This is a genomic window from Hyphomonas sp., assembly GCF_040882205.1.
Taxonomy (GTDB): Bacteria; Pseudomonadota; Alphaproteobacteria; order Caulobacterales; family Hyphomonadaceae; genus Hyphomonas.
The window spans coordinates 1-23323 of the sequence record NZ_JBBEBT010000012.1; the positions used below are offsets into that span (position 1 = coordinate 1).

General features: G+C 65.0%; 27 protein-coding genes. 18 read left to right on the plus strand and 9 right to left on the minus strand.

All coding sequences use genetic code 11. The features are described 5' to 3' along the window. Window positions 1-794, plus strand: a 794-nt coding sequence (gene dacB, locus WEA77_RS00645; protein ID WP_368065944.1) for a D-alanyl-D-alanine carboxypeptidase/D-alanyl-D-alanine-endopeptidase, incomplete at its 5' end; no start/stop codon positions are given. A gap of 8 nt (window positions 795-802) precedes the next feature. On the opposite strand, the gene WEA77_RS00650 is transcribed toward dacB, so the two are convergent. The 6 genes from WEA77_RS00650 to WEA77_RS00675 all read right to left on the minus strand — a co-directional run bounded on the left by WEA77_RS00650 (window position 803) and on the right by WEA77_RS00675 (window position 6286). Then, the gene (locus tag WEA77_RS00650; protein WP_368065945.1) at window positions 803-1234 is read right to left on the minus strand and encodes a hypothetical protein; all 432 of its coding nucleotides are present in this window, start codon (window positions 1232-1234) and stop codon (window positions 803-805) included. Between the two features lie 72 nt (window positions 1235-1306). Next, a complete protein-coding gene (locus WEA77_RS00655) occupies window positions 1307-1954 on the minus strand; it encodes a pseudouridine synthase (RefSeq protein WP_368065946.1) in 648 nt (215 codons plus the stop codon). Then, window positions 1951-3372, minus strand: coding sequence for a sensor histidine kinase (locus WEA77_RS00660; RefSeq protein WP_368065947.1), 1422 nt, complete (start codon window positions 3370-3372; stop codon window positions 1951-1953). Before WEA77_RS00660 ends, WEA77_RS00655 begins: the two co-directional genes overlap by 4 nt. Window positions 3373-3426: 54 nt before the next feature. After that, window positions 3427-4860 carry an NAD(P)/FAD-dependent oxidoreductase gene (locus WEA77_RS00665; protein WP_368065948.1) on the minus strand — a complete coding sequence of 478 codons (1434 nt, stop codon included), beginning with the start codon at window positions 4858-4860 and terminating at the stop codon, window positions 3427-3429. Beyond that, entirely contained in the window at window positions 4860-5576 is a 717-nt protein-coding gene (locus tag WEA77_RS00670; protein WP_368065949.1) for a TVP38/TMEM64 family protein, read from the minus strand. The genes WEA77_RS00665 and WEA77_RS00670 overlap by 1 nt, the downstream gene beginning before the upstream one ends. Next, window positions 5573-6286 (minus strand): DUF547 domain-containing protein, encoded by a 714-nt coding sequence (locus tag WEA77_RS00675; protein WP_368065950.1) that lies wholly within the window; start codon window positions 6284-6286, stop codon window positions 5573-5575. The genes WEA77_RS00670 and WEA77_RS00675 overlap by 4 nt, the downstream gene beginning before the upstream one ends. A gap of 280 nt (window positions 6287-6566) precedes the next feature. On the opposite strand from WEA77_RS00675, the gene rpmH reads away from it, so the two are divergent. The 11 genes from rpmH to WEA77_RS00730 are packed head-to-tail and all read left to right on the plus strand — an operon-like array spanning window position 6567 to window position 14808. Continuing rightward, window positions 6567-6701: a 50S ribosomal protein L34 gene (gene rpmH / locus WEA77_RS00680; protein ID WP_368065951.1), complete on the plus strand. Its 135-nt coding sequence runs from the start codon at window positions 6567-6569 to the stop codon at window positions 6699-6701. A 48-nt stretch (window positions 6702-6749) separates the two neighbouring features. After that, window positions 6750-7118, plus strand: a complete 369-nt coding sequence (rnpA, locus tag WEA77_RS00685) for a ribonuclease P protein component (RefSeq protein WP_368065952.1) — start codon at window positions 6750-6752, stop codon at window positions 7116-7118. Between the two features lie 54 nt (window positions 7119-7172). Further along, the gene (yidC, locus tag WEA77_RS00690) at window positions 7173-9002 is read left to right on the plus strand and encodes a membrane protein insertase YidC (RefSeq protein WP_368065953.1); all 1830 of its coding nucleotides are present in this window, start codon (window positions 7173-7175) and stop codon (window positions 9000-9002) included. 2 nt (window positions 9003-9004) lie between these two features. Next, window positions 9005-9652 carry a ribosome biogenesis GTP-binding protein YihA/YsxC gene (yihA, locus tag WEA77_RS00695; protein ID WP_368065954.1) on the plus strand — a complete coding sequence of 216 codons (648 nt, stop codon included), beginning with the start codon at window positions 9005-9007 and terminating at the stop codon, window positions 9650-9652. A gap of 24 nt (window positions 9653-9676) precedes the next feature. Beyond that, entirely contained in the window at window positions 9677-10135 is a 459-nt protein-coding gene (locus WEA77_RS00700) for a GNAT family N-acetyltransferase (protein ID WP_368065955.1), read from the plus strand. A 58-nt stretch (window positions 10136-10193) separates the two neighbouring features. Beyond that, window positions 10194-11126 carry an acetylglutamate kinase gene (gene argB / locus WEA77_RS00705; protein WP_368065956.1) on the plus strand — a complete coding sequence of 311 codons (933 nt, stop codon included), beginning with the start codon at window positions 10194-10196 and terminating at the stop codon, window positions 11124-11126. Next, window positions 11101-12135 carry a DUF1036 domain-containing protein gene (locus tag WEA77_RS00710; protein ID WP_368065957.1) on the plus strand — a complete coding sequence of 345 codons (1035 nt, stop codon included), beginning with the start codon at window positions 11101-11103 and terminating at the stop codon, window positions 12133-12135. Before argB ends, WEA77_RS00710 begins: the two co-directional genes overlap by 26 nt. Then, window positions 12125-12871, plus strand: coding sequence for a pyrimidine 5'-nucleotidase (locus WEA77_RS00715; protein ID WP_368065958.1), 747 nt, complete (start codon window positions 12125-12127; stop codon window positions 12869-12871). Before WEA77_RS00710 ends, WEA77_RS00715 begins: the two co-directional genes overlap by 11 nt. A gap of 4 nt (window positions 12872-12875) precedes the next feature. Continuing rightward, window positions 12876-13703 carry a 2,3,4,5-tetrahydropyridine-2,6-dicarboxylate N-succinyltransferase gene (gene dapD, locus WEA77_RS00720; protein ID WP_368065959.1) on the plus strand — a complete coding sequence of 276 codons (828 nt, stop codon included), beginning with the start codon at window positions 12876-12878 and terminating at the stop codon, window positions 13701-13703. Window positions 13704-13758: 55 nt separating this feature from the next. Further along, a complete protein-coding gene (locus WEA77_RS00725; RefSeq protein ID WP_368065960.1) occupies window positions 13759-13983 on the plus strand; it encodes a DUF4287 domain-containing protein in 225 nt (74 codons plus the stop codon). Between the two features lie 9 nt (window positions 13984-13992). Further along, window positions 13993-14808 carry a protein phosphatase 2C domain-containing protein gene (locus WEA77_RS00730; protein ID WP_368065961.1) on the plus strand — a complete coding sequence of 272 codons (816 nt, stop codon included), beginning with the start codon at window positions 13993-13995 and terminating at the stop codon, window positions 14806-14808. Between the two features lie 3 nt (window positions 14809-14811). Here the strand turns inward: WEA77_RS00730 and WEA77_RS00735 are convergent, their stop codons facing one another. Continuing rightward, window positions 14812-15570, minus strand: a complete 759-nt coding sequence (locus WEA77_RS00735) for an alpha/beta fold hydrolase (RefSeq protein ID WP_368065962.1) — start codon at window positions 15568-15570, stop codon at window positions 14812-14814. Window positions 15571-15626: 56 nt separating this feature from the next. On the opposite strand from WEA77_RS00735, the gene WEA77_RS00740 reads away from it, so the two are divergent. Genes WEA77_RS00740 through WEA77_RS00750 form a run of 3 tightly spaced genes read left to right on the plus strand, consistent with a single transcriptional unit; the run spans window position 15627 to window position 18332 of the window. Next, window positions 15627-16787 carry a glycosyltransferase family 4 protein gene (locus WEA77_RS00740; protein WP_368065963.1) on the plus strand — a complete coding sequence of 387 codons (1161 nt, stop codon included), beginning with the start codon at window positions 15627-15629 and terminating at the stop codon, window positions 16785-16787. A 14-nt stretch (window positions 16788-16801) separates the two neighbouring features. Further along, complete coding sequence (locus WEA77_RS00745) at window positions 16802-17836, plus strand: glycosyltransferase family 9 protein (RefSeq protein WP_368065964.1); 1035 nt, start codon at window positions 16802-16804, stop codon at window positions 17834-17836. Further along, the gene (locus WEA77_RS00750; protein ID WP_368065965.1) at window positions 17793-18332 is read left to right on the plus strand and encodes a DUF1579 domain-containing protein; all 540 of its coding nucleotides are present in this window, start codon (window positions 17793-17795) and stop codon (window positions 18330-18332) included. The genes WEA77_RS00745 and WEA77_RS00750 overlap by 44 nt, the downstream gene beginning before the upstream one ends. Here the strand turns inward: WEA77_RS00750 and WEA77_RS00755 are convergent. After that, window positions 18329-20842, minus strand: a complete 2514-nt coding sequence (locus WEA77_RS00755; protein ID WP_368065966.1) for a zinc-dependent metalloprotease — start codon at window positions 20840-20842, stop codon at window positions 18329-18331. The genes WEA77_RS00750 and WEA77_RS00755 overlap by 4 nt on opposite strands. Window positions 20843-21032: 190 nt before the next feature. Here WEA77_RS00755 and infC point away from each other — a divergent pair, with 190 nt between their 5' ends. Together infC and WEA77_RS00765 are read left to right on the plus strand one after the other, a co-directional pair. Continuing rightward, a complete protein-coding gene (gene infC / locus WEA77_RS00760; RefSeq protein ID WP_368065996.1) occupies window positions 21033-21575 on the plus strand; it encodes a translation initiation factor IF-3 in 543 nt (180 codons plus the stop codon). Window positions 21576-22190: 615 nt separating this feature from the next. Further along, window positions 22191-22430 (plus strand): hypothetical protein, encoded by a 240-nt coding sequence (locus tag WEA77_RS00765; protein ID WP_368065967.1) that lies wholly within the window; start codon window positions 22191-22193, stop codon window positions 22428-22430. A gap of 168 nt (window positions 22431-22598) precedes the next feature. On the opposite strand, the gene WEA77_RS00770 is transcribed toward WEA77_RS00765, so the two are convergent. After that, on the minus strand, window positions 22599-22832 hold the full coding sequence (locus WEA77_RS00770) for a hypothetical protein (protein WP_368065968.1): 234 nt from the start codon (window positions 22830-22832) through the stop codon (window positions 22599-22601). Window positions 22833-22841: 9 nt separating this feature from the next. On the opposite strand from WEA77_RS00770, the gene WEA77_RS00775 reads away from it, so the two are divergent. Next, window positions 22842-23213 carry a hypothetical protein gene (locus WEA77_RS00775; protein ID WP_368065969.1) on the plus strand — a complete coding sequence of 124 codons (372 nt, stop codon included), beginning with the start codon at window positions 22842-22844 and terminating at the stop codon, window positions 23211-23213. The last annotated feature ends 110 nt before the right edge of the window (window positions 23214-23323 follow it).

A 23323-nucleotide genomic window follows, 5' to 3' on the forward strand; every position in this document is an offset into this window, starting at 1 on the left:
TTCGCAATGAAGCGATCACGGGGCCGCTCGGCAGCGAGAACCTGCTCAGCGTGCTCCGCTGGCCGGGATCGGATGAGGTTGTCCTCTCCGGCAGCCTTCCGGCGGACACGGCCGCGCGCAACTATTTCCTCAGCGTGCCGAGCCCCGCCCGGACGGCTGCGGAACGCCTCATGCGCCTGCTTGCTGCGCGCGGCATTGTGGTTGAAGGCACGGCCAAAGTCCGTTCACGGAGCGATGAGCTTGCCGGCGAGGAGATCGCGCGCCTCGCTGCACCGCCGCTGCTGCAAAGTGTGATCTATATCTCCGAAGACAGCGACAATCTCGCGGCTGAGCTGTTGCTACGCCATATTGCCCGCGCCACAGGCGGAGAGGGGGCGGAAGACGGTCTGGAGGCGCTCCACACCATGCTGGACCAGGCCGGTATCGGCCGGGCCGAAATCGAACTCTTCGATGGGTCAGGCCTGTCGCCCTATAACCGTGTCACCCCGCAATCGACCGTGCGGTTCCTGACCTGGACCACTCAGCAGTCCTGGGGCGAGGCATTTCGTGCCACACTGCCGGTCGGCGGACAGACTGGCTCACTTGCCCTGCGCTTTCGCGGCACCCCTCTCGAGGGCCGCATCTTCGCGAAGACCGGCACCGTGCAGGGCGTCAACGCGCTGTCGGGATTCCTGATCGCGGCAAGCGGTGAAACGCTGGTCTTCTCGGTAATCGCCAACGACCGTCCGGTCGACGGCGATCCGGTTCTGCCGGTGATCGACAAGTTGCTTGTCGAGATTGCTGCTGCGAACTGAAGCGCCGCTCAGTTCGGACGGCGCGTGTGGTCGGCGCCCCAGTCCATGCCGATCGATTTTTTCATCCAGTCCGCGAAGGTTGCCGGCTTCTCCAGCGCTTTGGCGTCGAGTGATCCGTAGGACACGAGTGGCCCGTCGACGCCTTCCACCCGCACGCCTTTCAGACGTTGGCCATTGTTCGAATAGTCGTAGGAGCCGTAACCCGGGTCGAGAATCAGCATGACCTGATGGCCGCCGCGCCCTTCCTCGTCACGTCCGAATACGAGGCCGTAGACTTTCTCCCGGCTGAACAGGCCGTGGCTGGAGGCCTGGCGCATGCCGTCCAGCAGCACCTCGTCCCAGAGCAGGTTGCGCCGCCATTGCAGCACATGCATCCGGTCTTCCGCCACGATCTTGATATCCACTTCATGCAAGGCGACACGAACCAGTTCTGCGTGCATTTGAGGCTCCTGTACCTGTTCTGAATTTATTGTTTTTCAATATACTACGCTAGAGCGCCGCGTCAACCCTGATCAGAACGGGCAGGGCGAAACGAGCTCGATTTGCGCGCCGGTGCCAGGATGAATGAAGCAGAGCATCTCGGCATGCAGCGCCAGGCGCGCGCGTGCCGCCAGTGCTTCAGCATGGGCATAGAATTCGTCGCCAAGGATCGGATGGTCGATCTGGGACAGGTGGACCCGCAGCTGGTGCGAGCGCCCGGTCAGCGGGGTCAGGGCAAGGCGCGAAGATGTATTGTCGCCAGACAGTGTCTGGTAGCGTGTGACGCTTGGCTTGCCGATTTCCCAGTCGACCTTTTGCAGGGGCCGACGCGGCCAGTCGTTGATCAGCGGCAGGTTTACCTCGCCCGATGCGGGCTGCGGCGTGCCCCATACATCCGCGATGTAACGCTTCTGAATCTCACTGCGCTCGAACAGCCCAGAGAGGGCGCGCTGCATGTCCTTGCCGCGCGCGAACAGCAGGAGGCCGCTGGTCGCCATGTCTAGCCGGTGCGCCGTCAGCGCATCCGGAAACACTTTCTGCACGCGCGATAGGGCGCAGTCCGCTTTGTCCCCGCCTCGTCCGGGCACGGACAGGAGTCCGGATGACTTGTTGATCGCGACCAGGAAATCATCGGCATGGACAACCTCCAGCCGTGATTGCGACGGGGCATAGATCGTCATGCCGATAGACCCGGAAGGGCAAGCCGGAAAGCGGTGCCGGACCCGCCGGTTTCCTGAAGTGACAACTCCCCGCCCAGCGCCAGCGCCAGTTCATGCGCGATCACAAGGCCGAGCCCTGTGCCGTTCGTGCGGGTGGAGCCGGCAAAGGGCCGGAACAGGTTCTCGCGCGCTTTGTCCGGCAGGCCCGGCCCATTGTCGCGGAAGATCAGGCCCTCATCTTCCAGCGTAATGTGGATGCGCGCCTCCGGCGTCACCGCCTGCGCCATGGCCTCATCGGCATTGCGCAAGAGGTTGGAGGCGATGCGGTGGAGATAGTCGGGATCACTCTCGAGGACGAGGTCAGTCGGAACATCGACGTCCAGCATAGCGCCGCCGCCATTCAACGCTTCGTCAGCCGCCTCCAGCAATACCGTCCGTAGGCTAACGGATTGCAGGCGTGGCGGGCGCGGTGCAGCTTTGCCGTAGTCGAGGGTAGCTGTTGCAAGGTCGATCGCGCGCTCAAGTGCCCGCTCGAGGCGCGGCGCGGCGCGCTTCACCCGTGGGTCGTCGGACTTCGCCAGAACGTCGGAAACAAGCTGGGCGGATGCGAGTGAGTTGCGCAGGTCATGGTTGATCTTCGCCACCGCGCTGCCAAGCTCGGCGAGGTGGGAGCGCTGGCGGAAAGCGTCCGCCACCGCTTCCTCCATGCCGGAGAGCGCATTCTGCGCGCGGCCGATCTCGTCGCGGCGCGCCGTGGGCGACAGGCGCCGGGTCCAGCTGCCGGGATCGCGGCTGAACTGTTCAACACTGACGGTCACCCGCTTCATCGGCCGAACGACCAGGAGGTCCAGGACGGCATAGATCAGCACGGCCGCGACCAGCGCAATGATCAGCGACAAGGCCGCTACCCGCCAGGCAAAAGCGGTGAGCGCCGACTTCAACGGCGCCTGCGGCACGACGATCTCGATGACGCGGCCTTCGCCGGACCCTTCCGCCATGACGATCAGGATTTCGCCGCCCGGAGCGAAGTACTCTGCCATGGCGGCGAGGGAGCGACCCATCATGGTGGAGCCGCGCAGGTCGATGGTCCGCGTCGGCCCGTCAATTTCGGCGGACGGCGCCAGCAGCTGGAAGCGCATTTCGTCCTCCAGTTCTGCGACGGCCAGCACCTCGGCTTTCATCAACAGGCTTTCCGACAGTTCATCGGAAACCTCGCGCATCGGCGCAGCTTCCAGGGCGAGCGCGGCGATGCGCGCGGCCGAGACGCGTTCTTCCAGCCACTGTGTGCGCAGGCCGCTGACGGAGGGAATGAAGATCAGGAATTCTGTAAACAGGATGGCGCCCAGTGTCAGCGCGAAGAGGCGCGCCGACAGGCCATCGGCAAACCGCCTGAAGCCCGGCGGCGGCGTCGGTTCTGGGGCAGTCGGGGGCGCGGTCACCCGCCGAGGCTTAGGCGAATTCAGGCCGAAGGGGAACGGGGGACAGGCCCGGTTTCAGGGAATCCGCTGCAGCAGGCCAACCAGCGTCCGCGCCGGTTTGCCGAATACGCTTGGTGTGAAATAGGCCGAGGCTGCCCGCTTCACGGCTTCGGCGCGGGTCGGGTAGGGCGAGATGAAGTTGGTCAGGGCGGTCAGCTTCAAGCCGTTCGACATGGCGACCGAGACCAGCTGCAGGATGTCACCCGCGCCGTCCCCGGCAATAGAGGCGCCGACCAGCGTGCCCTTGTGCAGCACGAGTTTCGCTTCGCCGAGCGTTCTGCCTTCGGCAATGGCCCGGTCATTGTCATGGAACGGAAAGGCGGACGTCTTCACGCTGCCCCCGAACTTTGCCCGCGCTTCCGCTTCGGTGAGGCCGATCTGCGCGATCTCCGGTGAAGTGTAAGTCACCGAGGGTACCGGCAGGCTCGCGGCCGTGCTGCCCTGCTTGAAGAAGGCGCGGCGGATGAAAACGGAGGCATGCCAGCCCGCGACATGCGTGAACTGTTCGCGCCCGGCCGCATCGCCCAGCGCCCAGACGCGCGGATTGCTCCTTGATCGGAGCGTATCACCGACGGTGATGCCGGCTGGCGTATGTTTTACGCCGCCCTTGTCAAGGCCGAGTCCCTCCAGCACCGCGCGTCGGCCGAGCGCGACAAGAAGGTGTGATCCCTCGATAGCGATTTCGCCATCCGGGCCGTCCGCATGCACACTGACACGCCCGGCGCCGCCTGAAACGCGCACCGCCTTGTGGCCCTCGAGGATCGAGACGCCTTCGCGGCGGAGGGCCTCGACTGCCAGCTGCGCGTGCGCTGCGTCGGCGCGGGCCAGCGCGCGGCCCATCTCGAGTACGGTGACCTTCGCGCCAAGGCGGACAAATGCCTGCGCCAGTTCAAGGCCGATGGGCCCGCCACCAAGCACGATGAGGTGCTCTGGAAATGCAGGCAGTGAGAAGATGGTCTCGTTCGTCAGATAGGGATGTTCTGCAAGTCCCGGGATCGGCGGAATGAAAGCCCGGCTGCCGGTTGCAACTATGATGCGCCGTGCCTTCACGCGCACGCTGCCTGAGACGACCGTATGCGGGTCTTCGAACCGGGCTTCCTCGCGGATCACTGTGCAACCGAGGCCTTCGAAACGCTCCTGGCTGTCTACCGGGGCAATCGTCTCGATGGACTTGCGGATGTGTGCTTTCACGCCTTCCCAGTCGACCTTTGCCTCCCCCAGCGTGACGCCGTACTTCGCTGCCTCGGCCGGAGCGTGCGCCGACTTCGCGCAGGACAGTAGCGCCTTGGACGGCACGCAGCCGTAGTTGAGGCAATCGCCGCCCATCTCGTGCTTCTCGAACAGCACGACCTTCAGCCCGAGCATTGCCGCACCTGCCGCAGCTGAGAGGCCGCCGGATCCGGCGCCAATCACGCAGAGGTCAGCCTTCAGGGTACGTACATCAGCCATCAGGCGGGCACCTTCTTGGGAAAGAATTTCTTGTAGGCAACCGGAAGCAACGAGACGGTGGCCAGCGCGATCACCGCCGGAACGAGGTTGCGGGCCACGCTGGCGAAGTCCGGCTCGCCGCCCGCCGCAAACGTTGCGCCGAGGCCTGCGCCGATCCATGTATAAGCGATAACTCCGGGAACGATGCCCAGCGCCGTGGTAATCACATAGTCGCGAAACCTGGCACCAAAAATAGCGGGCGCAATATTGGCGACCGGGAAGGGCACGATCGGCAGAAAGCGTAACGCAAACATGTAGGACACAGCGTCTTCCTGAAAGCCCTTTTCAAGCTTTTGCACAAACGGCCCGGCGCGTTCCCGCAATGCGCTGCCTACGGAGGTTTTTGCGCCGAGGAAAAGAATGCTCGCCCCGAGCGTGGCGCCGACAATGGTGGCCGGTGTGCCGCCCCAGAGGCCGAACAGGAATCCGCCGGCGACCGTGATCCACAGCGCGCCCGGCAGCATCAGGATCGTCGCGGTTGCATAGACTGCAATATAGATGGCGAACGCCAGCACGGTGTTCTCCGCCACGAAGGCGCGCAGGGCGTCCTGCTGCTCGCGCAGCGTATCCAGCGAGAGATAACGGTGCACGCCGCTCGCCCAGGCGGCGGCCAGCGCAAGGACGATCAAGGCAACCGGCCAGAGGCGGCGCCAGAGCGGGACGGGACGATCTGTCATTGGGTCACAGGTTTCCTGATCTTCGCTGCATCATTGAGCGACCAGTCATACTGGTAGCGCACGATTTTCGGCTTGGCGCGGATTTTCGCGGCAAGTTCCGGGTCGGCATACTTCACCAGGTGCTCGATCACGGCCTCCTTCGACCCACCAAAGTCGATCTCGAACCAGTTGTAAATTTCAGAGATCCTGAGCCCCTTGGCGGTTACCGTCACGCCGCGCTGATGGTTGACGTAGGCGCGGGCGGCGTCGTCGAGGTCTTTCCTGAGGCTGGCGGCTTCCCAGGCCTTCGCCGGCAGGTTCGGGCAGCTGTAGGAGGCGCAGTTGATCGCATAATGCACTTCCGGAGTGCCCCAGGTCTTGCGCAGGATCTTGTGCTCGATGGCGTCCAGCGACACTTCGCGCCCGCCCGCCTGAACCTTCACATCCTTCCACGGACCCGTGAGATAGCCGTCCCTGATAGATTTTACCGGATAGCGCGCCACGATATGGCGCACGGTCACGGCATTGTAGAGGTTGGCCCAGGCTGCGAAGTTCGCGTCCGTCCTCGCTAAGAGGTCCGCCTCGGCAAACCCGTCAATATAAGTGTCCAGCGCCTCGCGGTCGCCGTCCGAGGCGGCCCATCCTGCATAATCGACCCGGGTGATGCCGTCGGTGCCGGCCTTGACGTATGTCTTCAAAAGGCGCGTCCATGCGGCATGTTCGGCAGGCACGGGCGTCTCCGTCTGGGGGCTAGGGTATGTATCGGCCAGTCCGGGGGCCGGGAAAAGGGCGGCCGCAAGGGCAACGAGGCAAAAGGCAGCGCGGCGCATGAACAGGTTCCAGTTTATGAGAGTGTTCCGGACACATAGACCCGGCGCGGCTGCCCGCCATCTCACGTCATGGTGATTGCCGCGCCCGTGATCGGCATATTTTGCACCTGTTGCGGCTTGACCCGGCCCCCGCCCGCCTGTATTCGCCCCGTTTTCCAAGATCCAAGTTCAGAGCAGTCCCATGAAACGCACTTTTCAGCCGAGCAACCTGCGCCGCAAGCGCACTCATGGCTTCCGTGAGCGCATGGCCACGAAAAGCGGCCGCAAGGTGCTGGCACGCCGCCGTGCCAAGGGCCGCAAGACCCTCACCGCCTGATCCATCTCCCTGCGCGGCCGTTCAGGCCCGCTTACCGGGAGACCGATGATGTCCGGCCCCGAAATCCAGAAATCACCTGAAACGCGCCGCCTCAAGAAGCGGCGCGAATTCACGTTTGCGCGTGATGGTATCACCGAACGGCGCAAATCCGTCGTGATCCAGGCCCGCGCCCGGGCCGGCGAGGCCCCAGGCGACCATATCGGCGAAGGCTTTACCGCGACAAAAAAGATCGGCGGCTCGGTCGAGCGCAACCGCGCCAAACGCCGCCTCAGGGAGGCCTCCCGCCGCCTGCTGGCCCTTCATGGGCGTCCCGGCCGGGATTATGTCTTCATCGCCCGAGAGGCGACGCTCGAAGCAGGCTGGTCCCGATTGCTTGACGATATGGAAAGCGCGCTGATAAGCCTCGCGCGCATTTGATGCCCCCAGCGCCTAGCTCCGGCGCGCCGCCCACAGACACCCGGAACGTTCCCCATGGAAAAAGAAGACCAGCGCAATTTCCTGCTCGCCCTCGTGGCGATGATTGCGTTCGTTTTTCTCTATCAGTTCTTCGTCATGGAGCCGGCACAGAAGCGCTACGAAGCCCAGCAGGCGATCATCGCCGCCCAGCAGCAAGTTGCCTCCGTTGATACTGCCGCCGCTGAGGCGGCTGGCCCGAAGCCGCTTCCCGAGGCCCTCGCCGCCGCCACGCGCATCAAGTTTGACGCGCCCTCCATCGATGGCTCCATCCGCCTCGCTGGCGCCCGCCTTGATGACCTGCAGCTGAAGAAGCACTTCCTGACGGTTGAACGCACCGAAGAAGTCCGCCTGCTGCGCCCGGAAGAATCCGAGTTCGGGTACTTCACCACTTACTATTGGGCCTCCGGCAACACGCTCGTTGCGGGGCGCAATTCCAGCTGGGTTCAGGTTGGCGAAGGCATGCTCACGTCCGCGACGCCGGTCACGCTGCGTCTTGAGTCTGACGGTGTCCGCATCGACCGCGAGATTTCGGTCGACGAGAATTACCTGTTTACCTTCCGTGACACGGTGACCAATATTTCTGATGCGCTCCAGGCGCTGCGCCCGATCGGCTCGGTCGAGCGTCATGGCGACTACAAACTGTTCCTCAATGCCACGGAGCCGGGCGTCGCCGCGGAGGCAGACAACGGCCTCGCCCATATGGGCCTCATGGGCGTCACCAATGGGACGCTCCGCTTGCAGAAGTACAAACCGCTGATGCAGTCCAAGCCGGTCAAGGACGAGTCCCAGGACGGCAATTTCAGCACGGCGACTGGCGGATGGTGGGGCCTCAGCGACAAATACTGGATGAGCGCGCTGATTCCCGGTCAGGCCGCACCGTTTACCGCATCGGTCAACCGCGCCAGCCTGGCGCGCGGCGGCCCTCTCGAAGTGCGCACTGAAGGCGCCGAGGTGAGCATCGCGCCGGGTGCAAGCGTCACCGTCGAAAACCGCATTTTTGCCGGCGCGAAGAAGTTCGAGATCCTTCGCGCCTACGAAGAAGCTCAGGGCATTCCGCAGTTCGTCGACGCCATCGACTGGGGCTGGGCCTTCTTCCTGACCAAGCCGTTCTTCTATGTGCTGCACTGGCTGCACGGCCTTGTCGGCTCGTTCGGCTGGGCGATTCTGGCCTTCACAGTCCTTGTTAAGCTGCCGCTGGTGCCGCTCTACAATGCCAGCTTCAAGTCGATGGCCAAGCTCAAGAAGCTCCAGGAACCGATGAAGGAAATCACCGAGCGCTTCGCGGCCGATCCGCAGCGGCGCCAACAGGAGATGATGAAGCTCTACAAGGAAACCGGCGCCAACCCCATCGGCGGCTGTCTGCCCATCCTCGTGACCATCCCCATCTTCTACGCGCTCTACAAGACGCTCTATGTGACGCTCGACATGCGCCACGAGCCCTTCTGGTACATGAAGGATCTCTCGGCGCCGGACCCGACCGCCATCGGCAACCTGTTCGGTCTGATCCCGTTCTGGTCGGGCGCTGACATCAAGGCCATTCCGGTCATCGGCATCATCATCGGCATCGGCATCCTGCCGCTGCTCTACGGCGCCACCATGGCGGTCCTGCAATCGCTGTCGCCGCCGCCGCCGGACAAGATGCAGGCGCGCATCATCATGGCGTTGCCGATTGTCTTCATGTTCGTGTTCGGAGGATTTGCGGCCGGTCTGGTGCTCTACTGGGTCTGGTCCAACGTGCTGACTTTCATCCAGCAGTACACGATCATGCGGATGAACGGCGCGGAGACCGAAGTCGGCAAGTTTGTTGCCGGCCTGCTCGGACGCCGTAAGGCGCCGGCGGAGTAATCTTGGACGCCGCCTCCTACCCCGATGACCAGATCGAAGCCGGCCGTGTCCTTTTCTCGGGAAACGCCACCTTCGTCATGGGCGTCGTGGACCTGCAGGGTCTTCCGGCAGCGGATCGTCTCGAAGTCTGCTTTGCCGGACGCTCCAATGTCGGCAAGTCAAGCCTGATCAACGCGCTCACCGGCCGCGCCAAGCTCGCCCGCGCTTCCACCGAGCCGGGCCGCACGCGCGAGCTGAACTATTTCGATATCGGCGAAGGCCGCCTCTATCTCGTCGACCTGCCGGGCTTCGGCTATGCGCAGGTTTCGAAGACGCAGGTCGCCGCCTGGCAGAAACTTATCAAGTCCTACCTGCGCGGACGGCCCAGCCTTCGCCGCGTCTTCCTGCTGGTCGATTCGCGCCGCGGTTTCATGGACACTGACCACGAAATCATGGACCTGCTCGATGGTTCGGCCGTGAACTACCAGATCATCCTGACCAAGGTCGACAAGGTGCCAAAGCCCGAAGTCGAGAAGGTTGCGGCCGATGTCGCCGTAAAGCTCAAGAAGCGCGGCGCCGCGCACCCGGTGGTGCTGCAAACTTCATCAGAGAAGGGCTGGGGCATCGCGGAGCTCCGGGCCGAGATTGCCGGCTTCCTGCCGCCCGCCTAGAACCGGCGCGGGAGGACCTGCGCCATGATCGACATTCGCCCCGATGATCTCACCAGCTCCGAGATGGCGGACCTGATCTCAGTCCATGCCGCCACCATGCTGGCGGCCTCCCCGCCCGAAAGTTGCCACTTCCTGCCGATCGACGGCCTGCGCCAGCCCGCCGTCTCGGTGTGGAGCATGTGGGAGGACGGCGCCCTGATCGGCTGCGGCGCCCTGAAGGACCTCGGCGACAGCGCGGGCGAGATCAAATCCATGCACACCCGCCAGGTCCAGCGGGGCAGGGGGCTCGGGCGCCAGATGCTCGAACACCTACTCGCCGAGGCCCGGCGCCGGGGCTACACCGCGCTCTGGCTGGAGACCGGCGCGATGGACGCCTTCATCCCCGCCCGCGGCCTCTACGAGGCCTATGGCTTCACCTATTGCGGCCCGTTCGGCGATTATTCCGAGGATCCGCACAGTGTCTTCATGACCTTCGCCCTCTGAACCCTCCGCCGCCTCGGGCATTGCATGGGGTCATCGAAACGCTCTAGACACCGGTCCCATGACCGACGCACAGACGCTCGCCCAGACGCAGGCCCAGACGCAGGCCCAGACGCAGGCCCTGCTGACCGCCCGGACATTGTCCGAAGCGCTGCCTTACCTGCAGCGCTATGACAACCAGACCATCGTGATCAAGTATGGCGGCCACGCGATGGTCGATCCCGAACTCGCCAAGGCTTTTGCCCGCGATGTCGTGCTGTTGAAGCTGCTCGGCATCCACCCGGTCGTCGTCCATGGCGGCGGCCCGCAGATCGGCGCGATGCTCGACAAGCTGGCGATCAAATCCGAGTTCAAGGACGGCCTGCGCGTCACCGATGACGCGACCATGGAAGTCGTCGAAATGGTCCTTTCCGGCCCCATCAACAAATCCATCGTCCGCGCCATCAACGCCGCGGGCGGAAAGGCGGTCGGCCTCTCCGGCGCCGATGGCAATCTGATCCGCGCCCGCAAGGCCACCAAGACCACCAAGGACCCGGACAGCAATATCGAGCGCATCGTCGACCTCGGATATGTCGGCGAACCCGAGCATGTCGACATCGCGGTCCTGAAAGCCCTTCGCGATGCCGATGATGACCTTATCCCGGTCGTCGCCCCGGTTGGAATCGGCGAGGACGGCGCCCGCTACAATATCAACGCCGATACTGCGGCGGGCGCGGTGGCCGCTGCCCTCGGCGCCAGCCGCCTGCTGCTGCTGACGGATGTGGCCGGCGTGTTCGACAAGCAGAAAAATCTTCTCCGTGAAATCAAGGTCAAGGACATCCCAGGCCTGATTGCGGACGGTACAGCTGCCGGCGGTATGATTCCCAAACTTGAAACGGCAGCGCATTCCGTGATTCATGGCGTCGGGGCGGCAGTAATCCTCGATGGGCGTGCGCCGCACGCCTTGCTCATGGAGCTTTTCACTGAACATGGCGCTGGAACGCTTGTTTCTTAGGCTGGCGGCGCTCGCCGTTGCGACCGTCACGGTGCTGGTCCTGCCAGCGCGCGCGCAAGGTGAAGGCGGCTGGGAACTCTGCAACCGCACCAGCTTCATCATCGAAGCCGCCGTTGGCCATTCCGAAGGCACCGGCTTTTCAGTGGATGGCTGGACCAAGCTCCCGCCTGGCACCTGCGAGACAGCCCTGCCCGGTCTGCTGACGCCCGGCATCCATTATCTCTACGGCCGCGCCTCGACAGCCCACCAGGGCGGTGGGCGCGAATGGGGCGGGCGCCACGAACTCTGCGTCGATCCCACCGGCGGCTTTTCGCTGGAAAGCCCGCCCGATTGCGCCGCCATGGGCCTCGAGCCGCAGGGCTTCCGGCCGATCAACATCACTTCCGAAAAGTGGACCAACAATTTTACCGAGATCGAGAACTGGACGCTCGACAATGCCCGTAATTCCGGGCTTCAGCGCCTGCTCGACGAAGCGGGCGTCGTGTCCGGTAATATCGACGGCCATATCGGCCTGCGCACCCGCGCCGCCATCAACGACTTCCTGAAGCTCAAGGGCCTCGCGTCGGACACTTCTGACGCAGACCTGATCGACTATCTCGAACAGGCCGCCGAGGAGCGCAGCCGCACGGTCGGCTTCACCCTCTGCAACCGCACCAAAAACCGCGTCTGGAGCGCCATTGCCCGCCGCGCCACCGAGGGCTGGGAAAGCCGGGGCTGGTGGCGCATCGAAGCTGGCGGCTGCGCCCGCGTGGTCGACCGCCCGCTGCGCGGCTCTGAACACTTCGTCTATGCCGAGATGGAAGAGCCGACCGGACTGCGCACCCTGTCGCGTGCCTCCGAAGCCTTCTGTGTTGGCCGCGCGAAGTTCGCCATCTCCGGGCGCGACAATTGTGAGGACAGCTCCTATCGCACCGCTCTCTTCGCACGCACCCCGGCGCCGACCGAGCGCAAGCTGGTCTTCGAGTTCTTCGAACGCGACTTCACCGATGCAGGGGCGAATGACGAGTAACCTGCCGCTGGTGCCAAAGCTGGATCACGTTACGGACTGGGTGTTCGACCTCGACAACACGCTCTACCCCGCGACGTGCGACCTCTTTGCCGAGATCGATACGCGGATGACTGATTTCGTAGCCCGGTTCACCGGCCTTGAGCGCGGCGAAGCGCGAACCCTGCAGAAGCACTACTATGCGAAATATGGCACCACGCTCTCCGGCCTTATGACCGAGCACGGCCTCGATCCCGCTGAGTTCCTCCACTACGTTCACGAGATCGATCTCTCGCCGCTCCCGGACCTGCCGCACCTGCGCAGCGCCATCGCCGCGCTCCCAGGACGCAAGTTCATCTACACCAACGGCTCGCGCCGTCATGCCGAGCGCGTCATCGAGAAGATGGGCCTCGCGCATCTCTTCAATGCAAGCTTCGGCATCGAGGAAAGCGCCTACACGCCGAAGCCGAACCTGCCAGCCTATCAGTCCTTCTGCCGCCTGCATCAGGTCGAGCCGCTGGGCGCTGCCTTCTTCGAAGACCTTGCCCGCAATCTCCTGCCCGCTAAATCCCTGGGCTTCACCACCGTGCTCGTCCATTCCGCCAAGGACTGGAGCCACGAACCCATTGAGGCGCGGCCTGCCGGGGCAGGGGACGTGTTCGGGGGTGACGGGACCGGGCACATCGACTACATCACCGGCGACCTCGCAGGCTTCCTCGACCAGGCTGTCCCGCGTCTGACGACCAACGCGAAAGACTGATGCCATGACCGAAGCCCTTGCCCGTGTGATCGATGCTGCCTGGGAGGCGCGCGACACGCTGTCCACCGAGACGACCGGCGAAGTGCGCGACGCGGTCGATGCGGCCATCAGCCTGCTCGATTCCGGCGAGGCGCGCGTCGCCACGAAGGAAGACAACGGCAGCTGGACCGTATACCAATGGCTCAAGAAATCCGTGCTCCTGTCATTTCGCCTCAACGCCAATGGCCCTATCTCCGGCACGCCAGGCGGCGGCAACTGGTGGGACAAGGTGCCCTCCAAGTTCGAGGGCTGGGGCGAAAAGGAATTCCGTGAAGCCGGCTTCCGCGCCGTGCCACCCGCTGCTGTGCGCCGCGGCGCCTTCATCGCGAAGAATGCCGTGCTGATGCCGTCCTATGTGAACATCGGCGCCTATGTCGGTGAAGGCACGATGATCGACACCTGGGCCTCTGTCGGCTCCTGCGCGCAGGTCGGCAAGAACTGCCACATCTCCGCCGGCACCGGCATTGGCGGCGTGCTTGAGCCGCTGCAGGCCAATCCGACCATCATCGAGGACAACTGCTTCATCGGCGCGCGCTCCGAAGTCGTCGAGGGCGTCGTGGTCGGCGAAGGCTCGGTGCTCGCCATGGGCGTCTTCATCACCCAGTCCACCAAAATCGTGAACCGCCAGACCGGCGCGATCATCTACGGCCATGTGCCGCCTTTCTCGGTCATTGTCCCCGGCACGCTGCCCGACCCAAAGGGCGGCCCCTCGCTTGCCTGCGCGGTGATCGTGAAAACGGTCGATGCCCGGACGCGCGAGAAGACCGCCGTCAACGAACTGCTGCGCGACTAGCGCAGACGAATTCTGGCCGCTGATGTCAGCAGCCATATCCCCAATGGAGGCTTTCATGGCCGACGATCCGACATCCGAACCCATCAAGGGTCCTGCATCCTACTTCCCGTCTATCGAGAAGACCTATGGCAAGAAGATGAGCCACTGGTTCGCCCTTGTCGCGGCCCGCAAGGGCGCCAAGCATGCCGAGATCGTCAGCTGGCTGAAGAACGAGCACAAGCTCAGCCACGGCCACGCCAACGCCATCGTCGCCCACTGCAAGGCGGCCGACAAAGCCTGACCCGGACGGATGACCATAGAGGTTCTGGACTCTTTCAATGATCCCGGCACGCCGGGCAGGACCGGTGACGACCGGCTCGGTTTCGATGCCGCAGCCGGGCGTGCCTGGGTCTTGGACGGGGCAACCGATGCCACCGACCTGAAACCCTTCCCGGGCGCCGAAAGCGGCGCGGCCTGGCTGGCTGAGGCGGTGTCGGCGCGTCTCATGTCCGGCCCGGAGGTGGGCGAAGGTGCAAAACCCTATTTCGGCCGTGTGCTGACGGATGTTGCCGCAGCTGCGGCGCGAAGTTCAAAGGTTCCGCTCCAGTCCTTGCCCGGCGAAGCCATGCCGGTTGCCTCCGCCATGTGGCTGCGCCGCGCAGGCAATGTCTGCGAGTTCATCTGGGCAGGCGACTGCTTCGCCATTGCGCAGACCGGCGGCGAAGCCCGCCTCATTGGCACGCAGGAGAAAGCCGACGCCGAAACGCGCGAAGCGGCACGCATGCTGGCCATGACGCAAGCGGCGCGCTGGGCAATCCTGCAGGCGCAGCGCCGGAGCGCCAATGATCCGGCGCGCGGCCTGATCACCCTCAACCCGGCCGCCGCGCAGCACCTGAGCGCCGAACGCATTTCCCTTGCGCCGGGCGCGCACGTTCTTCTGATGACGGACGGCTTCTTCCGCTTCGTGGAGCCTTACGGTCTCGATACGCCGTCCAGCCTGCTCGCCCGCGTCCTGAAAGTCGGCCTTGGCGCTGCGATTACCGCCCTGCGCAAACATGAGACATCTCCGCACACAGTCCGACTGAAAGCGCGCGACGATTCAGCGGCAGTTTTGCTCCGGGTGTGACGTTCATCCGCGAACCCGCTCCGCCACTTCCCCGCATGCCGCCAGCAACCGCCCGATATCCTCATCGCGCGACAGCCTGTGATCGCCGTCCTTGATCAGCGTTAGCACTAGGTCTTCCGCAGTCAGCGCGGTCGTGAGCGCCAATGCATGACCCCAGGGTACGTCTGGATCCTGCATGCCCTGAAGGATGCGGACAGGCCCGGCGAACACGATGTCCCTGTCGAGGACCGACCATTGCTGCCCGTCCTCGATCAGTGCCCGGGTGATCGGGTAGGGTTCTCCGTAAGCGGAGGGTCGCAGCGTAAAGCCTTCGCCCATGATTTCCGCCTGCTGCCCGGGCGTAAACTCCGGCCACATCAGCTTCTCGGTAAAGTCCGGCGCCGGGGCGATCAGGACGAGGCCCTTGACGCGCTCCGGCCGGGCAAGTGCGGCCAGCAGCGCCATCCAGCCGCCCATGCTTGAGCCGACCAGCACCAGCGGGCCCTCCGTCTGCGCATCAATTACCGCCAGCGCATCTTCGCGCCAGGCGCTGATCGTGCCATCCTCGAACGCGCCGCCCGATTGCCCATGCCCCGAATAATCGAACAGCAGCGCGCCGTGCCCCGCCCCCTTCGCCCAGGCTTCGACCGCGAGCGCCTTGCCGCCGCTCATGTCGGACTTGAATCCGCTGAGCCACACGAACGTCACGCCGGCGCCTGTCGCAGGCATACGGCGGAAGGCGAGGCGGCGTCCCTCGGGGGAGGTGAAAGATTCCGTTGTCATGCCGGTTGCCTTCCGCCATCTCTCTCGCCTGTCAAGCGAGTAGGGCGGGCCGCGTATTGGGCGAGTTACCAGAACTTAAAGGAAAGACGATCCTGCAGGTGGCGCCGGAGCTGTCTGCGGGCGGCGTGGAACGCACCGTGCTGGAAGTCACCGAAGCCATTGTCGAGGCCGGCGGGCGTGCCCTGCTCGCCAGCAAGGGTGGCCGGCTCGAGCCGGAATTCGCCCACCTCGGCGGCGAACTCATCCGGATGGACGCGAAAAGCCGCAACCCGGTCACGATCAAGCTCAACGAAGGCAAGCTGCGCCAGATCATCCGCGAGGAGAAGGTCAATCTCGTCCACGCCCGCTCCCGCGCGCCAGCCTGGAGCGCACTCGCCGCCGCAAAAGCCGAAGGCGTACCCTTCGTCACCACCTATCACGGTGCCTATTCCGGCACGACCGGCCTCAAGCGGGCTTACAATTCCGTCATGGCTAAGGGCGATCTCGTGATTGCCAATTCCGAATGGATCGCGGCGCATATCGCCGGGGTGCACGGGATCGATCCTGCCCGCATCGTCACGATCCCGCGCGGGGTGGATCTCGACACCTTCGATCCTGCCGTCGTCGCTCAGATCCGTGTGGACGCGCTGCGCAAGGACTGGGGCCTTGAAGGCGACACGCGTTTCGTGCTGTTGCTGCCGGGCCGGCTCACCAGTTGGAAAGGGCAGGGCCTCGCCCTCGAAGCGCTGGGCCTTCTCTCGCCCGAAGAGCGCAGCGGCCTCGTGCTGATCCTCGCCGGCGACGCTCAGGGCCGCGACGGTTACGTCTCCGGACTTGAACACCAGATCATCCGTCTCGGCCTCACCGGCCATGCCCGCATCGTGCCCCACGTCACCGACATGCCTGCCGCCTACCTCGCCGCTGGCCTCGTCCTTGCCCCCTCCACCCGGCCGGAAGCCTTCGGCCGGGTCGCCGCCGAGGCCTCCGCCATGGCCCGACCGGTCATCGTGGCCGACCATGGCGGCGCCCGCGAAACCGTCGTTGAATACGAAACCGGCACCCGCGCCGAACCCGGCAGTGCCCCCGCGCTGGCCGGCGCCATTCGCGCCATGCTCTCCCTCGGCCCGGCGTCCCGCGTCTCCATGGGCCGGGAGGGCCGCGCCCATATCAGCCGCCACTTCTCGAAAAGAGGGCTTCAGGCGGCGACACTGAAGGTCTATAAGCGCCTGTTGGAGTAGGGGAATTAGAAGATTTGAACACCGCGCGGGCCAAAACCGCCAGTCCGGCCAACCCGGGCGCACAGGCAAGGGAAGTGCTGGTCATCAAGCTCAGCGCGCTGGGGGATTTTGTCCTCGCCCTCGGCGCCATGCGCGCGGTGCGCGAGTTCCACCCCTCGGCGCGGATCACGCTGCTGACCACGCCGCCCTTCGAGGAATTCGCCAAGGTCTGCCCTTATGTGGACGCTGTCGAAACCGATGGCCGCCCCGAGGGCCTCAAGCCCACCGCCGCCCTGATCCAGCGCATCCGCAAGGCGAAGTACGACATTATCTACGATTTCCAGACCAGTGGGCGCACGAAGAATTATTTCACCGCGCTGAGCCGCGGCGGCAAGACGCCGCTCTGGTCCGGCCACCATGAGAAGGCCGCCTTCTTCCACGGCAATCCGGCGCGCGGCGCGATGCACTCGATCGACCGGCTCGCCGAGCAGCTCGAAGTTGCCGGCGTCGCCCCGCAGGGCCGCTGGCTCGGGCGAAGTGCGCCGTTCCCGGATCTTGGCTGGGTGCGCCCCAAGCTCGGCAACACGCCGCGCCTGAACCCCGCCTATTTCGGCCTCACGCCGCCCTACATGCTGCTGATCCCCGGCGCCTCCGAGCACCGCGAGGCGAAGCGCTGGCCGGTGGAAAACTACGCCGCGCTCGCCCGCCGCATCGCGGACGCCGGCATCCAGCCCGCCATCATCGGCGGCAAGGCCGAAGGCCAGATCGCGCAGGACATCGTCAAGCGCGAACCGTGCGTCAAAAGCCTTGTGACGCGTACGGATCTTTTCCAGATCGTCACGCTTGCCGAAACCGCCGTGTTCGTCGTCGGCAATGATACCGGACCCATGCACATGGCCACGCTCGCCGGCGCGCCGGGCATCGCCCTCTTCGCCCTCACCGAGAGCAACCCCGACCATTCCGCCCCGCGCGGCCCCAAGCCTGTCATCGTCAACGCCGCCCCAACGCTGCAGGAACTCTCCGTCGATGACGTCTGGCAATCTGTCCGCGCCCTCGGCGTCCTCAAATAGAGGCCTCGGGTGCCCGCGCGACTTCGGTTTCCAGATCGGCCGCTGGCGCGTCACGCACAAGCGTCTGCGTGTACGCCTCGCCGGGCCGGAAGACTGGGAAACCTTCTCTGGAACAAGCGTCACGCGTCCCGTCCTCGGCGGCGCAGGCAACATCGAAGACAACGTCCTCGATATCTCCTCAGGCACCTGCCGCGTCATCGCCATCCGGTCCTGTGATACCGCTGCAAAGTCATGGGCCATATGGTGGCTGGATGATCGCAGCCCCTCCGCCCTCGACGTGCCGGTCATCGCGAGCTTCGCAGATGGCGTTGGTAAGTTCCTCGCGGTGGACACCTCCGGCGATACGCCAGTGCACGTCTGCTTCCTCTGGCTGCGCACCGATACCTCCGCGCCGCGCTGGGAGCAGGCAAAGTCGGTCGATGGCGGCGAAACCGGGGAGACTAACCGGACTATGGATTTCGAACGCGACGAAGAAGCGCCGTGCTTGCAGGTCTAATTTCCGCAGAACCAGCAATCTTCCGTTTGTCCCATCGAGCCGATCGGCGGACCCGGCGGCACGGGAAGGGATTGCAGGGGCTTGGCCACAGTGACTTCTTCGCCGGCGAGATGCCGGGTGATCCGTGCACTGAGCGCTGCAAGATGGGCGCGGTCCGTCTCGCCCTGGCCCCTGCGCTTCCTGCCGAAACCCTCGCGCAGCGCCGCAAGCTTCGCGTCCGCCACCGCCGACACCTCCGCTGTTGCACCTTCCGCCCGAGCCAGTGCCATCATCTCTGACACGAACCGCGACTGCACCACGCGCGCCAGCGGCGCGAGCCTTGCGTCTGTTTCAGGCGCAAATACAGCAGCGTCGATCTCGTCCAGGATCGCCCGCAAGCTTAAGGCGCCCGGCACGCGCTGCTCATAGGCCGCCACGCGGCCTGCCCGGGACGGCTCAAGGATCGCCGACAGCGTCAGGCTCGCCGAAATATCGGCTGCCCCGGCCAGATCGAATACCGGGCCCGTCCGTCCCGGGAATGTTTCCGGCGCTTCACCGCCGCCCTGATAGCCCACATCGCCCGGCGTCAGCTGGTTCAGCACCCTATCCGGCAGGTCCAGTTCTGCCGGGTCGAGCGTGCGCACCAGCGCCGCCAGCGCCCGGCGCTGCTCTGCGGCTGCGACCGGCTTGGCCGCTGCATCGCCGTCCCCGGTCAACGCATAGCGGAAATCCAGCCCGCCGATGAACTTCGCCGCCGCGTCCACCTGGTAGCGATGGTAAAGATAGATCGGCACGATTACCGCATTCAGGTCGGACGTCGCGCGCCCGGGCGCCAGTACGCGCGGGCCAAACCCGTCGAGCGCGATCCGGCGCACCGCCATCGTTTCCTCCAGCGCGGCAACCGGGTCCGCCCCGTTGTCCCACACCGAGGCATAGGGATGCGCCGTATCCATTGTCCGCGCATGGTCATCCGAAATGAAGCGCAGCCCGGCGCTGTAGGCGGCGTCCACCATCGCGTCCAGCGCCGCGCGGTCATCCCCGCCGTCCGGGAATTCCGTATACAGCCATTTCACGGTGAACACGTCCCAGGCACCAAGACCCGCTGCATAGGCGTTCGAAAAATCCAGCGCCCCGCCTCCCGCGGGCCGCACGAACGGGGCGGGGTAGTCCATCACCGAGGCGCGGCCGTTTCCGCTCGCCGCGAAGTTGTGCGCAAAGCCCAGCGTATGGCCCACTTCGTGCGCCGAAAGCTGGCGGATGCGCGCCAGTGAGATCGTGATCGGATCATCCGCTGTGCCCGTGCCTGTTTGCTCCGCGCCGGCAAGACCCTCGAAGATCATCCGGTCCTGGCGTACGCGCTGCGAGCCGAGAATGACATTCGCCTTCAATATCTCGCCGGTGCGCGGATCGATGACGCTGCCGCCATACGACCAGCCCCGCGTCTGCCGGTGCACCCAGTTGATCACATTATAGCGCACGTCCAGCGGATGCGCGTCCTCCGGCAACACCTCCACGCGGTAGGCGTCCTTGAAGCCCGCCGCCTCGAAACCCCCGGCCCACCATGCCGCGCCCTCGATCAGCGCATCGCGGATTTCCTGCGGCGCGCCATTGTCGACATGGAATACGATCGGCTCCTTCACCGGGCTGACTGCTGCCGCAGGGTCAGTCTTCTCCAACCGGAACCTCGGTGACAGGCGCGTCACGATGGAGGCCGCCAGCGGGTTCGAGAAATCATAATACCCCATCCCGATACTGGCCGTGCGCTGATCAAATGCGCGTGGGGAAAATCCGTCATCAGGCAGGCGCACGAAGGAATGATGCAGCACCAGCGTCACGGCCCGCCCGTCCGCCGCCGTCGCCCGCGTCTCCGCGTTCGGCTTTGCCGTCTCGAACGTCAGGAAGGCGTCGATTTCGGCATTGTCCGGAAACGAAAGCACGCTGGACGTGTCCGGCATCGAGCGGTCTGCCGCCAGGCTATAGCTGCCCGCGCCCTCGCCAAAGGCCAGCGCTGCGCCAAGATAGCCCGCGTCCCGCGTCAGGAACCCGGTGAGGTCCACCAGCAGCCGGCCGTCCGCATCCGCCGCTTCAATCCCGGTCGACCAGAGGAAGGACGGCGCAAAACTCTGCTGCACGGACTTCTCTTCCGCCGCCCGCCCGGAGGTCGCCCGGTAGCGCCAGTTCTCCTGCTCGGCCACCACCTTGTCGCCGATCCGCCGGAAGCGCACGATCTCGCCGGACGAGGCATTGCCCCGGTCCAGCCCGATGGGGTTCGAGCCCAGCCCTGCCGTCAGCCCGGTCGAATAGATGAACCGCACGCCGACCCCGTCCGCCCCCGGAGCGGGCAGGACGGCCAGCACACGGCCGCCTTTGGGGTCCGCATAGAGGTCAAGGAAGCCCGGCTTCGCCTCCAGCCCGGCAACCTGCGCGCCAAGCGTCGGGCGCGCCTCCCCCAGCGCCTCCCCCAGCGCGGGCCCCAGCGCGGGCCCCGCCACCAGCAGCAGGCAGGCGGCAATCATTGCGAAAAGTCTCATGGAAGGCCCCTGGCACGTGCAGATCAGACCCGTATCAAAGCCTATCCGCCCGCTGGGGGCAACTTGGGCCCGCCGCAAACTTTGCCAGTTGCATGCCGCCCCGGCACACGCCAAAGCATCGCGCCTTGAAGATGCCCGCAATAACGGGCATATTCCCGCTACTTTCAACAATTCGAGAAGGAGTTCTCCAATAGCTCGCAGACCCGAAGCCGAAGCGCCCGTCAAAAAACAGATCGGGCCACGCATCAACGAAGAGATCCGCGCCGCCCGCGTGCTGCTGATCGACGAAAAAGGTGAGAAGCAGGGTGTCATGCCCCTCGCTGCGGCGCTGGACGCTGCGCGCGAAGCCGCTCTCGACCTTGTGGAAGTTTCCGGCGAGCAGGAAGTTCCTGTCGTCAAGATCCTCGATTACGGAAAGGTCCGCTTCGAGGAGCGCAAGAAGAAGGCCGCTGCCCGGAAGAAACAGAAATCGTCCGAGCTGAAAGAGATCAAGATCCGGCCGAACATCGACACCCACGATTACGAAGTGAAGGCCCGCGCCATCCATCGCTTCTTCGAGGATGGTGACAAGGTGAAGATCACCCTGCGCTTCCGTGGCCGCGAAATGGCCCACCAGCATCTCGGCATGGAGCTGCTCGAGAAGATGAAGGTGGATTTCGCCGAAGCCGCCAAGGTCGAACTCGAACCCAAGCTGGAAGGCAAGCAGATGACCATGGTGCTCGCGCCGCGTTGAGCCGGCTATGGCGCAGGTTTCAAAGGCCCTCGCGCAAGCGGGGGCCTTTTCGTTGATTTCGCAGGTTAGGTCGCGCGAAGCGATACTCACCAACGCCGCCTAAAGTATCCTGCTTGAGCGTGCCTGAACTGCGCAGCATCAATGCCGCATGCTCACCCGTCTTTGCCTCTCGGGAAACCTCTTCATGGCCCTTCTGTCGCTGCTCGCGTTCGGGGAGAAGGACCGGCGCGCCTCGCGGCCCGGCGGCGGGGAAATCGTTTTCCCGGCCCGCTTTCGGTGCATGTCGTCGGCATGCGCGATGTGTGCGACAAGCCGGGCCGCTTCTTCGCGGTCTGGATTTTCGACAGCCATGGCGGCGAGGCCTGCGCCCGCAAGATGGCCGCCGACATCCTGAAATCCCATTCGAAAAGACAATCGGCGGGGAAAGCAGGCTGGAGCGGATGGATTTTTTCATGCGCTGGCTCTTCGTGCTCCTGTTCGCCAGCCTCGGCCTCATGCTGCTCTATGTCGGCGTCACGCAATACTTCCTGCAGAAACGGATCGCGCGAAAGCGCCCGGCCCCTTTAAGTCGAAATCATCCGCTCGGATGTCACCTTCCGCTACGCGGTGAACGGCGTGCCTTACGAAAGCAGTCAGCTGCGCCCGAACATCATCGGGACCAGCTTTGCCTCGCAGGAAGACGCCGCCGCCGAGATTGCCGCATTCCCGGTGGGCGCGAGGGTCGTCGCCCATGCCGACGAGGCGCATCCTGGAAACGCCTTCCTGAAATTTGAAGCAGGGGCAGGGCTGGTTGTCTTCATGCTGGTTGCGCCCGTCGCGCTCGCTGCCGCCTTGGCCTCGTGGCGGTTCCTCTGATGGCGTGCCTGCGCCGCGCTTTCGGCATCTTCTCGCTAGAACTGCCGCCTGGCCTGTTTGACGCAGACGGCGCCCTCACCGGCTATGACGGCGCCGTCACCGGCTACAAGCCCGTCACCCTCCGCGTCCGGAGGATAACGCCCGGCAGCGCCTCCACGCTCGCCGACGTCATGCCCCCCCCTTTGCGACGCGGCGCCCCAACCCGTCACCGCTGCCGGCGAGGCGCACGTCTGGCCCGGCCTCAGTGCAAGCGAAACCTCCGGCCACCGCTGCCGTTACTACCTGTTCGAAAGTAATGGCCAGGTCATCCGCCGCCGCATCGACATGCCGGATGCTCTGTAGGCGGACTATGGCGTCTTCCCCGAGACGGCCCTCTTCTCGCTGGACCTCGGCGAGGCGCATGCACCCGCGTTGCCGCTTTTCCCCGGCGCGGGCCGGCCCGAAATCGCCGTCCGCCCGCACGGGGAATACCCCGTCGATGCGTTGAGGCGCCGTCTCGCAGACGCCTCGGGCGAAGTCATGGCGCTCATCCGTGCCTCACGCTTCGACGAGGCTGAAACCCTCGTGCGCCGCATCGGCGCCGACATCTACGGCGCCGTCGCTCTCGCGGACGCTTACGAGGCCGCGCTCACCGCGGCGCCGGGCAAACCGGTCCTCCTCGCGCGCGCCCTCCAGGGGGCCGCCTGCGCCTTTCCGTCCCCGCAGACCGCTCACGAAGCGCGCGATTGCGAAAAGGCCCTCGAAGCGCGAGAAGCCCGCCTGCGCGCCCTCGCGCGCAGCTGAACGCCTGTGGTGGTCTGCTGTCTCCGGACGCATGAGGACGGCAGGCTGCAAGGCGTCTCCCCGGCATGACGGCGGCGCAGGTCGCGTCGCTGGAAGTGCGCTGCACGCAT

Excerpts from the sequence above, each read along its gene's own strand:
- WEA77_RS00650 (WP_368065945.1), bottom strand. The coding sequence starts at position 1,234 with ATGCACGCAGAACTGGTTCGTGTCGCCTTGCATGAAGTGGATATCAAG.
- WEA77_RS00655 (WP_368065946.1), bottom strand. The coding sequence starts at position 1,954 with ATGACGATCTATGCCCCGTCGCAATCACGGCTGGAGGTTGTCCATGCC.
- WEA77_RS00665 (WP_368065948.1), bottom strand. The coding sequence starts at position 4,860 with ATGGCTGATGTACGTACCCTGAAGGCTGACCTCTGCGTGATTGGCGCC.
- WEA77_RS00670 (WP_368065949.1), bottom strand. The coding sequence starts at position 5,576 with ATGACAGATCGTCCCGTCCCGCTCTGGCGCCGCCTCTGGCCGGTTGCC.
- rpmH (WP_368065951.1), top strand. The coding sequence starts at position 6,567 with ATGAAACGCACTTTTCAGCCGAGCAACCTGCGCCGCAAGCGCACTCAT.
- rnpA (WP_368065952.1), top strand. The coding sequence starts at position 6,750 with ATGTCCGGCCCCGAAATCCAGAAATCACCTGAAACGCGCCGCCTCAAG.
- yidC (WP_368065953.1), top strand. The coding sequence starts at position 7,173 with ATGGAAAAAGAAGACCAGCGCAATTTCCTGCTCGCCCTCGTGGCGATG.
- WEA77_RS00700 (WP_368065955.1), top strand. The coding sequence starts at position 9,677 with ATGATCGACATTCGCCCCGATGATCTCACCAGCTCCGAGATGGCGGAC.
- argB (WP_368065956.1), top strand. The coding sequence starts at position 10,194 with ATGACCGACGCACAGACGCTCGCCCAGACGCAGGCCCAGACGCAGGCC.
- WEA77_RS00710 (WP_368065957.1), top strand. The coding sequence starts at position 11,101 with ATGGCGCTGGAACGCTTGTTTCTTAGGCTGGCGGCGCTCGCCGTTGCG.
- WEA77_RS00715 (WP_368065958.1), top strand. The coding sequence starts at position 12,125 with ATGACGAGTAACCTGCCGCTGGTGCCAAAGCTGGATCACGTTACGGAC.
- dapD (WP_368065959.1), top strand. The coding sequence starts at position 12,876 with ATGACCGAAGCCCTTGCCCGTGTGATCGATGCTGCCTGGGAGGCGCGC.
- WEA77_RS00725 (WP_368065960.1), top strand. The coding sequence starts at position 13,759 with ATGGCCGACGATCCGACATCCGAACCCATCAAGGGTCCTGCATCCTAC.
- WEA77_RS00730 (WP_368065961.1), top strand. The coding sequence starts at position 13,993 with ATGACCATAGAGGTTCTGGACTCTTTCAATGATCCCGGCACGCCGGGC.
- WEA77_RS00735 (WP_368065962.1), bottom strand. The coding sequence starts at position 15,570 with ATGACAACGGAATCTTTCACCTCCCCCGAGGGACGCCGCCTCGCCTTC.
- WEA77_RS00750 (WP_368065965.1), top strand. The coding sequence starts at position 17,793 with ATGACGTCTGGCAATCTGTCCGCGCCCTCGGCGTCCTCAAATAGAGGC.
- WEA77_RS00755 (WP_368065966.1), bottom strand. The coding sequence starts at position 20,842 with ATGAGACTTTTCGCAATGATTGCCGCCTGCCTGCTGCTGGTGGCGGGG.
- WEA77_RS00770 (WP_368065968.1), bottom strand. The coding sequence starts at position 22,832 with ATGCGCCTCGCCGAGGTCCAGCGAGAAGAGGGCCGTCTCGGGGAAGAC.